Annotated in this window: 6 protein-coding genes; 1 reads left to right on the top strand and 5 read right to left on the bottom strand. The window is 59.4% G+C overall.

All coding sequences use genetic code 11. From position 1 onward, the window contains the following. The first annotated feature begins 397 nt into the window (after positions 1-397). On the top strand, positions 398-3,946 hold the full coding sequence (locus AC5Y7D_RS27220) for an MMPL/RND family transporter (protein WP_499928982.1): 3,549 nt from the start codon (positions 398-400) through the stop codon (positions 3,944-3,946). Positions 3,947-4,245: 299 nt separating this feature from the next. Here the strand turns inward: AC5Y7D_RS27220 and AC5Y7D_RS27225 are convergent, their stop codons facing one another. From AC5Y7D_RS27225 to AC5Y7D_RS27245, 5 genes are all read right to left on the bottom strand, one after another. Then, on the bottom strand, positions 4,246-5,016 hold the full coding sequence (locus AC5Y7D_RS27225; protein ID WP_499928984.1) for a class I SAM-dependent methyltransferase: 771 nt from the start codon (positions 5,014-5,016) through the stop codon (positions 4,246-4,248). 80 nt (positions 5,017-5,096) lie between these two features. Continuing rightward, the gene (locus tag AC5Y7D_RS27230; RefSeq protein ID WP_499928986.1) at positions 5,097-5,831 is read right to left on the bottom strand and encodes a GAP family protein; all 735 of its coding nucleotides are present in this window, start codon (positions 5,829-5,831) and stop codon (positions 5,097-5,099) included. 159 nt (positions 5,832-5,990) lie between these two features. After that, positions 5,991-7,247, bottom strand: coding sequence for a glycosyltransferase (locus AC5Y7D_RS27235; RefSeq protein WP_499928988.1), 1,257 nt, complete (start codon positions 7,245-7,247; stop codon positions 5,991-5,993). A gap of 69 nt (positions 7,248-7,316) precedes the next feature. Then, positions 7,317-8,234: a hypothetical protein gene (locus AC5Y7D_RS27240; RefSeq protein WP_499928990.1), complete on the bottom strand. Its 918-nt coding sequence runs from the start codon at positions 8,232-8,234 to the stop codon at positions 7,317-7,319. Between the two features lie 467 nt (positions 8,235-8,701). Then, complete coding sequence (locus tag AC5Y7D_RS27245; RefSeq protein WP_499928992.1) at positions 8,702-10,207, bottom strand: condensation domain-containing protein; 1,506 nt, start codon at positions 10,205-10,207, stop codon at positions 8,702-8,704. Positions 10,208-10,749: the final 542 nt, after the last annotated feature.

Below are 10,749 nucleotides of genomic sequence, written 5' to 3' on the forward strand. Positions count from 1 at the left end.
GTCGCCGCACCCACCTCGAGTCTCGAGGGGGTCTGCTGCACAACTTCTGACAACGAGGGCTCCATCAGCCCTTCCCCCGCATAACGCTCATCCTACGACGGCGGTCGCGCAGCCTGACCAGCCGAAGTTCACTCATCCGGAGACAAATTTGTTGTACGTCCGCACGATTTTCCTACATCCGCCAACCCAACCGACTAGGCTATCGCTCACTTGCTGAATTACTTGAGTGTCTTGGATTTTGGGGGTTGTGGGTCTACGTGCGATGCTTCAGGATTCACAGCCTGGCCCCCGCCGCGAAGAGGTGGTCAGGCGTAAATGAGCCACAGGCGGCCGTGGTTGCAGTCGTCGCGACGCGTCCGCTCGCCGAGGCCGCCTACCCCAGCGGATGTTACGGCTGATGAGTGAATCCGAGGTGGCCCGCCCCGGGGGCATTTTCGACAAACTAAGCAAGTTCGTCATCGAAAAGCCGTTGCTCGTCATTGCAGTCTGGATCTTGGCCGCACTCATACCCGCTCTGGTATACCCGCCGCTCATGGAGGCCGCCGCCGGAAAGAATAATGCTGCCGCCCTGCCGGACGATGCTCCGACGATGGTGACCACCAAAGAGATGGCCAAGGTGTTTGATGAAAGGGGCGGCAAGGGCGGCTCTCAATTGTTGGTGGTCTTGACCAACGAGAACGGCCTCGGCCCGGCCGACTTAGCTACCTACCAAAAGTTGGTTGAGAAGCTGCGCTCCGAAAACTATTCGTTGCAAGACTTCATCAGCACGCCCCCGCTGCGCGAAGTGCTGGCAAGCAAGGACAATAAGGCCTGGAACTTGCCCGTCGTGTTCCAGACGAGCCAAGACGACCCCGCAACGCAGTCGGCGTACAAGAAGATCCAGGCGATCGTTAAAGATATTGTCGCCGGAACAACGCTCACCGCTCACTACGCCGGAGCCGTGGCCACCGTGGACGACCTTGTCACCATTGGCAAGGAAGATACACATTTAATCGAGATTGGCACCGCGGTCAGCGTACTCCTCATTCTGTTGATGGTTTACCGAAACATCATCACAATGCTGGTGCCACTGGCGACTATTGGTCTTTCCCTGGCGTCCGCTCAGGGCCTATTGTCTGGGCTGTCACTAATCGGTCTGGACGTGCAGATGCAGACCATTGTCTTCATGACCGCAGTTATGATTGGCGGCGGAACGGACTATGCCGTCTTCCTGATCAGCCGTTATCACGATTACGTGCGTAAGGGTCTCGATTCGGATCAGGCGGTCAAGAATGCGATGATGTCCATCGGGAAAGTGATTGCTGCGTCGGCAGCCACTGTGGCAGTCACATTCCTTGCGATGGTGTTCTCTAAGCTGTCCATTTTCTCAAGCATAGGACCGGCAATATCAATTTCGATATTGGTGGCGTTTGTGGCCGCACTAACCTTACTGCCCGCGATCTTGGTCCTTATCGGACGACGCGGCTGGGTCAAGCCGCGCCGCGAGTTGACCCGTCGCTACTGGAGGATTACGGGCACACGCATTGTGCGGCGGCCTCGGATTCATCTGGTCGCCAGCCTGATCGTGCTCGCCATCCTGGCCAGCAGCACGTTGCTGGTGCGTTTCAACTATGACGATCTCAAGGCACTACCAGGTGACGTCGAAAGCGTCGCCGGGTACGACGCGATGGATCGCCACTTCCCGCAGAACATGATGACTCCGATGATGTTGTTCATAGAGTCTCCACGCGACTTGAGGAGCCCAACCGCCCTTGCTGACCTGGAGCTAATGGTCAGCCGGGTCACTCAATTGCCCAACATCATCGCGATACGCGGTTTGACCCGGCCTAAAGGAGAACCGCTGGAGCAAACCAAAGTCTCCTATCAGGCGGGCGAAGTCGGTGGCAAACTTGACGAAGCGTCCACGGGGATCCGTGACCACGGAGGCGACTTGGACAAACTCGCCGACGGTTCTAACCAGTTGGCCGACTCTCTTGCGCAGGTGCGCGATCAGGTCACCGAGTCGGTCGCCAACGCAGGCGCGCTGGTCAGCCTCCTGGTGACGATGAAGCAACTAATTGGCGGCGACAAGACCCTCAACACTCTCGACCAAACGGCCAAGCTCGTCGGCCGGATGCGCGCGCTCGGGGATGCGCTCACCTCGAACATGGTCGACGTATCAAATGTAGTTGCCTGGGCCGGCCCAGTCGTATCGGCACTTAACGCCAGCCCGCAGTGCAACTCTGACCCGGCCTGCGCGGCGTCGCGTTACCAGCTGCGGGCGCTTGTCGAAGCGCAGACCAGCGGAAGCCTCACCAGCATTACCGCGCTCGGCCGTAGCCTGCAGCAGACTCAAGAATTCCAAACCGTCGCTCAGACAATCGACAAACTCGAGACAAACCTCAATCAAGCGGTCAGCCTGTTGCGGTCTATCGACGGAATGCAGAATCGGCTAAACGAAATGCAGCAAGGCGCCGGCGCCCTCGCTCAAGGCAGCCGCGCAATTGCTGATGGTGTGAACGAGCTCGTTAGACAGACCAAGAGGATGGGCACCGGACTCAACGAGGCTTCGTCGTTTTTGTTGGGGATGAAGCATGACGCGAACAAGCCGTCGATGGCTGGTTTCAATATTCCGCCGGAGGCGATGGCCAATGAAGAGTTCAAAAAGGGCGCCCAGATTTTCATTTCACCGGACGGACATGGGGCCCGGTACCTCGTACAAAGTGCTCTCAATCCGTTCACTACCGCCGCGATGGATCAGGTCAATGACATCCTCGGAGTAGCACACGCCGCCCAACCGAACTCGGAGTTGTCGGACGCCACGGTGTCGATGGCGGGGATTCCGACCGGGCTTCGGGATACGCGTGATTACTACGATCATGATATTCAGTTCATAATTGTCGCGACTATCATCATCGTGTTTTTGATCCTGGTCATGCTGCTACGAGCGATCGTTGCGCCGTTATATCTCATCGGTTCGGTGCTGGTTTCGTTCTTGTCCGCGCTGGGCCTGGGTGTCATCGTCTTCCAGTTAATACTCGGCAAGGATTTGCACTGGAGCTTGCCCGGCCTGTCTTTCATCTTGTTGGTTGCGGTAGGCGCCGACTACAACATGTTGCTCATCTCCCGGATTCGTGACGAATCGCCGCACGGTGTGCGGGTGGGCGTTATTCGCACAGTGGGTTCGACCGGCGGTGTCATTACGTCCGCAGGTCTTATCTTCGCTGCTTCAATGTTCGGCCTGTTGGCCGCGAGCATCAGCACCATGGTCGAAGCCGGGTTCATCATCGGGACCGGTATTTTGATCGACACCTTCCTGGTGCGCAGTGTCACTGTGCCCGCCATAGCTGCGATGCTTGGCCACATCAACTGGTGGCCGTCAAAGATCGGAACCAGCTCCACACCGCGCCGGCGAATTTACCGACAGGCTCGGGCCCGTAAACCCAACCTGCTGGACCGCGTGGTGAATACCGTCCGACGCTCTAAGCCCCGCCCCGGGTTGGCTGCGCCGTCGACTACCTTGAAGCGCTCACCGACCACTGGTAAGGGCCGCGGGGACCTGGTATCCAGCGCTGAAGCGAATAAAGCAACGATGCCGGACATCCCAAAAAGAATCAGCGACTACGACGATCTCTGGGAACACGCGCTCCCGCTATTCGGCTCCATGCGTGTGCCACCTAAGCTGACCCGGAGCGGTCGAGCGCTGGGCAATGGCCACGACAGACTCAACGGGAACGGTAAACAGATCGAACTGGCGAAGACATTCTGCGTATCCTCTGGTGACCAAAATGGGCACACCAACCGAAGCGGCCACACGAACGGCCATCACACCACCAATGGAAACGGCAACGGCGAGGCCCCCTTGAGTATGAGCGGAACGTTCACTGAGCCTGTCGACGAATTCGACTGTCACGCGCTTCCGCTTTTCCGGCCTATCGACATGAAGGACGCTCTGGTCAATCGGTGAAGTTTTCGTTCGTCGTCTGAGGTCGACCGCATGCACTCGTGACTCGTGGCCGTTGCGCGGCGTCGACTCGGACCTGCAACACCCACCGCCGCAGCGAATCGGCACCCACACCGACCGTCGGGCCGACCAACTGGCAGCCGTCATGCACTGACCGATACTCATCATGGTGATGGAGCACCATCCTCACCGCGCGCTCACGCTGCTCGACTGGATAATGCTTGGCCATAACCACCGTCTCTTTCACAGAAAAGAAGCGGCATCCAGCCTGGCGCCGTTCAACGTTCCCTGCTGCGGCCGCATCAAGAGTGGTTTTTCAACGTCTTTGCGGCACTCGGAAAGTCGTTGGCGCCCGAGCCGTCTTGAAGCTGTGGCGGACGCTGTCTGAACCCTCTCAGCAGGTCTGGTCTGGGTGGGGCCGGTGATCCCACGCAGACATATTGGAGATATCGGCCGTCGGCGAAGAACCCCAAACTCATGACGGCCACAAACACGCCAACTGTGCCGCGCCAAGCGTTGATTCCCTCGATCCGCTGTACCTTGAACCCCGCTCTCTTGAATATCCGCCGAATGCTGCGGCGGGTAAAGAAACGAATGTGGGTCCGGTCGAAGATGCCAAAGTCCTCCTGCGGAAAGTCCTTTCGGAACAGCACGTAGCCTAGGGCAGGAAGAAAACGGAAATTTGGGACCGCGGCGACGACGACGCCGTCGGGCCTCAGCTTAGCGCGAAGCCGTCGCAGCGTCGCACCGGGTTCGACCAGCCGTTCGAATACGTCGATGCAAATTATGGCGTCAAAGTAGCCGTTGGGAAGTTCGGCGATCTGATCGTCCAGGTCTCCGGTCAGGACGCGATCCATGACGGCAGTTGCGCGCTGAGCTGAGTGTGCGTCGGGCTCGATGCTCCATAGTTGCGCGCTGGTTTTAATTTTGATCTTGGTGCCGAACCATCCGTCTCCGCAGCCGAGATACAGCACGCGCTGCAAGTCAGTTGGGATGAATCGCAACATCTCTGGCGCTGCTCGTCGGTAGTACCGAGTGACGCTGTTCTCTTCTCTCGCAACGGGCATGGCCATCCGTCCTTGGTCCTGGAGGGTAGGTGGTCGCGATCTGCAGAGGCGACGCTGGCGGTGCTCATCCGTCCCGGCGTGCCGATTCAGATGCCGCCCATACCATTTGAGAGCAGGGCTACTCCGGCCGCAGTGGCGGCGAAGGCCAGGATTTGCCGCCGGTGGGTCCGTAGCCAGTTACGCAGCCACAGCATCGTTGCTTCGGTTTTTGCAGGGCTTATCAAGTGGCTGACGAGCGGAATCTCGACGATCGCAAGCATTACGAGGAGGTAAGCGATAGTGGCGCTGACCTGGGTGCCGATCGCAGCTCCCGAGGCGCCGATAGCCCCGAGCGCTACGAGGTACTCCACCGGCGGCGGTCCCGCTGAGCTCAGACCGGCGACAAACGCCGCCCATGGAACCCCGCCTTCCAGGGCGCCCTGAGCGCTTGCCATCAGCCGCGAGAACCGGGTTGGCTTGTGCTCCACCAGTTGCGACGACGAGTCACCTGTGTTGACTAGCGCTGGTGCGGGTGAACGCATCGAGAAACCCTTCGCAACCAGCGCGGCGACCATTAAGGCAACCACTCCTAGGGCAATTTGAATGTGTCCCACAACGGAGCTTGCCGCGAGGGACGTCACATGATTGACGAGTGCGTTCGCGCAGTCGCGAAGCAGAAGTAAGACGCCGAGCGCGACGGTTATGCCCGTCGCCATGCCACCAAACCAGAAAGCGAGCAAGTTCACCATGGCGCGCGGCTTGGAGACCAGGAAGGTGGCAACCCCGAGACGCACCGGCTCGGTAGCTGTCATCAGCGCGAGAATGAGCACTGTGGTCCACACCTTCGCCCTCCTTACCTTTGCCGTCTTGTAGCTGACCGACATTGGGTGAACAGGCAGAAAGCGCAGGCCACTGGGGCTCTGCGGATCAAGAAGCGCTCTGCGGCGGCCATATCGTCCTATTCGAGTGGTCGGCGGAGCTGCAGACCGTCAGTCGCGAAACTAATGGCTGGGGTAACTCCGGCTCACCTCATTTTCCAAGAGATCAGCTGCCCGCGTGGCACTTTCACCAGATTTGGTCATCTGATTCGCGATGTTGCGCGCTCGGGTGACGTATTCGGGAGCCAGAATTGAGCGGAGATCGCTGATCAAGGTCTCTTTAGTGGTGGCCGTCAACCGGCGTCCGGAACCGATTTTGAGCCGCTTGATCTGGGCTAGCCAGATCGGCTGCTCTATCCAGATCCAGAGGATCAGTGTTGGGACGCCGGCTCGCATGCCTGCGGCGGTTGTTCCGGCGCCACCGTGGTGTACCACTGCGCGACAGGCGGGGAATATAGCGGCGTGGCTGGCCGAAGTCACTAATTTAACGTGCTCGGGGGTTTCTATTTCGCTGTATGCATTAGGTCCGGTGCAAATTAACGCCCGTTCGCCCAACGCTGCGCAGGCGGCGCTGATCATGGCGATTGTGTCGCCGGGCGAATCAACCGGCATGCTGCCGAATCCGAAGTAGATCGGCGGCGTTCCGGCAGCAATCCACGACAGAACCTCGTCATCGGAATCCGTCGGCAACTCCAGTGTCAGGGCTCCGACGAACGGTCGCCGATCACCTTGTTCCGCCCACTCGGCTCCGAGGTCGGGAAAGCAGAGTTCATCATAGGCTTGGATCTCAAGAGAGCGGCTCTGCAGAATGCGCGATGTGGAGGATGCGGTTGCTTTCGGCAGGCCTAGCTCCCGGCGTTGCGCGTCTTCCGGATTCTTTGTCACGCGCCAATGCACCCACCACAGCGCCGACAACAGGGAACGGTTCAACGGCGCTGGCAATATCGGAATGAACTGGCCATTGGCACGCGCGGGGAAGTAATGGATCGTCGCCAGCCGAATGTCGTAACACTCCGCGACATTGGCTGCGATGCCCTGGTGGATCATGCCCGTCAACACCAGGTCGACGCCGTCTGCGAGTGTGTTTAGGGTCGTCGCCATATCCGCCCAGGCCTCGCGCAGTTCCGCGATGCCCTCGCGCACTAACTTGATTGAGGTTCGAGGCTTCCAGAATTCGCGGTAATTGTCCTCGTCGTCGAGGAGCTCCTGAGTGTCGGGACCGTAGGTTACTGCCTCCAGCCCGGCTGCCGCGACCAAATCAGTCAGGTTCGGTGGTACAGCGACGCGTACCTCGTGGCCGCGCCGCAACAACTCCCGACCGAGTGCTGCGCAAGGCTCGACATCGCCACGCGTGCCATTTATGGCAAGTGCGAATTTCATCAGCGGCCCCCTGCAACCTATTTCCCTATACCGCAGACGCAAGTCGACTCACCCGCGGGGCGGGAGTCATTAGAGTACGTCCGCCACCAGCGAGTACTCGGCAAGCGCTTGGTCTACCAGCCCGCGAAGATACTGGTCTGAGTTCTCGGCACCAGGTTGATATGCGGAGATGCTAACAAAAATCTTCCCAGCGATGCGTCCGGAAAAAAGATAAAGTTCGCCGCTTTCCCGCTCGACATGTTGCTTGGTTGCGCCACGGTTGACCAAGCGCGCGGAAAAATATTCGGCATCGGTACCGTCGATGCGGACGATTGCAGGATTCAGATCCCGAAGGTTGGAGCAACAAACCGGCAAATCCGCGTGACCCAAAGCCAGCCCTTCCAACTTGCGAGCTAGCCATTTCGGTGTATAAGGCACCAGTGGAAGAGGCTTCAGCAGCTCGTTTGGGGTGTGCTCAAGGGTGGCGAGACTCCGCTTCATCTCGTTGTGGATAATCTGGAAATCCGATGTCGCGCGGTCTGGATCGAGATGGAATGTAACTGCTGTAAGTGCATTCGCGCGCACATCGTCCGCGATACGGTCACTGACTGGCATTGTGATAGTGACAGCGCCGTCCGCCGGTCCTAGCCGCCCCAAGAGTTGAGCGAGTTTGGTCGCGAAAGCGACGAAAAGCGAACTGCTGGACCCTCCGAGTTCGACTGCGCGAGCATCCCATGAAGAGACGTCGCAAGAAAGTGATATCGATGGACAGTCTATGGGTTCGTCATTGCTGTCCGATGTAGCCGGCGGTGAATGCGATTGGCCTGCAGCGCCAGAGTCGCGTTTGAGCAAGATCATTATGCAGGCGATAAATGCCCGCAGGACCTCCGGCAAGCCACGGAGGGCTTGCCAACCGTCAACCAGAAGACCTCGCATGCGGCCGCGGGATCTCGGCGGTTGATAGCCGAGCTCCCGGTCGATGCCATTGATGGCTTCGTATACGGCCATGCTTAAGGCCACTCCGTCAACTACGGAATGCGACGTCACCAAGCTAATTGCGGAGCCGCCGTCTTCTAGCGGGAGGACTCCAAGATGCCAGCAAGGTCCATACTCCGGGTCAACTGGAATCTTTGCGCGTTCGTCCAGCCACGCCTTGATTGCACGCCGAGGCTGGGGCGACGGAGCGACGGCGACGTCGGGTGCATCGTGAAAAGCAACCCAACGGGGTCGGCCAAACGGCAACGGAGAACGCTCAATTCGGCGTCCCAGCAAACCACGGCCGAGGTTTCGATTGAAACGTCGCAACCCGTCCATGTCTACCGCCCGGTCATATATCCACAATGCCTGACCGACGGTTTCGTAGCCGGTGGCCCGCAACCGCAGGAGAGACGCATGGTCTAGAAACGCGACCCTGTCATCCGTCATAACCGATGAAATCGCCCCGTCCGAAACTCGCTGACAACCTTGATTTCCGCTTAGCCAGTACGCCAAGTGGGCACGGAAGGCGACGCGGTCGCAGGTTCATACGTGCGCCGACTGTAAGCAAGATGTAGGCCGCCGTTGCAGCGCCGCGCCGGCATCACGTCGCGTCCCTCGGCGACGCGAACAAACGCGGACTTCAGCGCCTCGACGTAGCGGGTGACTGATTCGCGGGCTATCGGGTTGTCCGGGAACAGCACCGTTACCTGTGTCTCCTTCTCTAACCGATTCACCCGTATGTCTATCTGCCCCATCATCCCGCCGTCGTGGCAGAGGCGGGCGCGCAGGTGTTCCATGTGCGAGTTCGCGAGAGCGGAAAGCGGAGGAATGCCGGCGTCGAGGTAAAATAGCAAGGGTGCCCCCCATTGGCCTTCCCGCAGCCACGGCACCAGCTCGAGCACCCGATCCAGCGGCACGTCCGCCAGGTCTCTGCCGGAATCGAAGCTTTCCTGAGCGGCTCTAACGATTTCGCGGAAAGACGATCCCGTGGTGGGGACGGTGATCGGAACAAAGCCGGTGAACCAGCCCGTCGTCATAAAGTCCACCTCGGTTCGGCGGAGGTCGATGGGGACGATGGCGTGATACTCGTCGGCTCCGGTCAATTCATGTTCGACCACGGCGTTGATGGCGAATGCGCCACCGCAGAACCTAGCTCCCGCCGATATGCAAGCAGATTCGAACGCAGCGGTTTGCCGCTCGTCCATCAGCTTGACGGCGATCATCTCGCACGGCGCAGACGTGTCACCGAGCGGTAGTGGGAATTCGGGCAGAGACCCCTCAATCTTGTCGAAGAATTCGGCCCATCTGCTTACGGCAGGGGACTCCAAAGTGAGCCGGGATATGCTCTCGTGCTGCCGGGCGCAGTAGTCCTGATAGCTGCCCGGTTCCGCAAGGCGCAGCGGCGCTCCGCCTCCGATGAGTGTGAGATACATCAGATGTATTTCGGCGAATACGACACCGACGAACATGGCGTCGCAATGCAGATGGTCTATGGCCACGCAGAAAGTGAAGTGGTCTGCGCGCTGGATGATCGAGAAACGGAAGCAATCCCATTCGAGCGGGCTCGGGGTGGCCAACAAATGGTCTTGCCACTGACTTTGCCCAGTCAGTTCGCCGTGTTGAATCGCGACGAACTGGACGTCGTTGGGCTTGGTCATGGTTCGCCGCTCGAAGCGATCGCCCTCGATGTGCTCGAACCGGCTTCGGTAGGTGTCGTGGCGACGCAGGTGCGCGTTGATCACGTGCGTCATGGTGCGGATGTCGCATTTACCGGGAATGTCCCACGCCGAAATCAATAAACGCGACATCTCAAGACCACGGTTGGCGTAGGACCGGAAGTTGCGAAGGTGATGGGTCTGCATGTAGCTGGGCGGGACCGTGCTTGCCTGCGCTTGCTCGGCCTTCGCGAGCGAAGCAGGCGACGGCTGCCATGACACGAGCGTGCCGGGCTCAGGATTCCAGTCACGGATTGTCCCGGCCTCCACCTTCCCTACTCTGACCATTTCGCCTCCGAGTCTTTCAGCTGGTTGCGGTGCACCGTAGAGCTGCGGGCGGCACACGAAATCTGGAACGGTGATGACGCTGGTAGGGGCGTCGACAAAGCGGGCTTCAAGGCCGCGTCCAGGCCGTTTCCGCTTGGTTGACGGGAGCCAAGCTGCCAGGTATCCGACGACGTGTCGCACGCAACGGACCCCCCAGCCAGCCATCCAACTGGGTTGGTGACGGCACTCGGTATGCCGACTAATGTGGTATTCACATACCCCCCTTTATGTGGTTTGCCGTTTGCAGGCAAAAATTGCCGCCGATGTGGGTTGACCACGCCCGACGCTGTGATGACTTCCCATCCGCGTTTTACGTTTTCGACCGTTGCTGAACCCGAGCTTAGTTGATGTTGGTCGTTTGATTTTGGTTTTCGCGGCATTGGTATTGAACCCAGGTCGAACAGCCGCAGTCAGTGCGGTGACGTGACTGCTGGCGTGCCTGCGGCCGGGTATCATCGTCGCAACGGCACCGATCCGGCCATCACCGGGGAGCCTTCGGAAGA

The organism is Mycobacterium sp. NGS49 (genome assembly GCF_059812565.1).

Coding starts and splice junctions, on each gene's coding strand:
- AC5Y7D_RS27220 (WP_499928982.1), top strand. CDS start 398: ATGAGTGAATCCGAGGTGGCCCGCCCCGGGGGCATTTTCGACAAACTA.
- AC5Y7D_RS27225 (WP_499928984.1), bottom strand. CDS start 5,016: ATGGCCATGCCCGTTGCGAGAGAAGAGAACAGCGTCACTCGGTACTAC.
- AC5Y7D_RS27235 (WP_499928988.1), bottom strand. CDS start 7,247: ATGAAATTCGCACTTGCCATAAATGGCACGCGTGGCGATGTCGAGCCT.
- AC5Y7D_RS27240 (WP_499928990.1), bottom strand. CDS start 8,234: ATGGCCGTATACGAAGCCATCAATGGCATCGACCGGGAGCTCGGCTAT.
- AC5Y7D_RS27245 (WP_499928992.1), bottom strand. CDS start 10,207: ATGGTCAGAGTAGGGAAGGTGGAGGCCGGGACAATCCGTGACTGGAAT.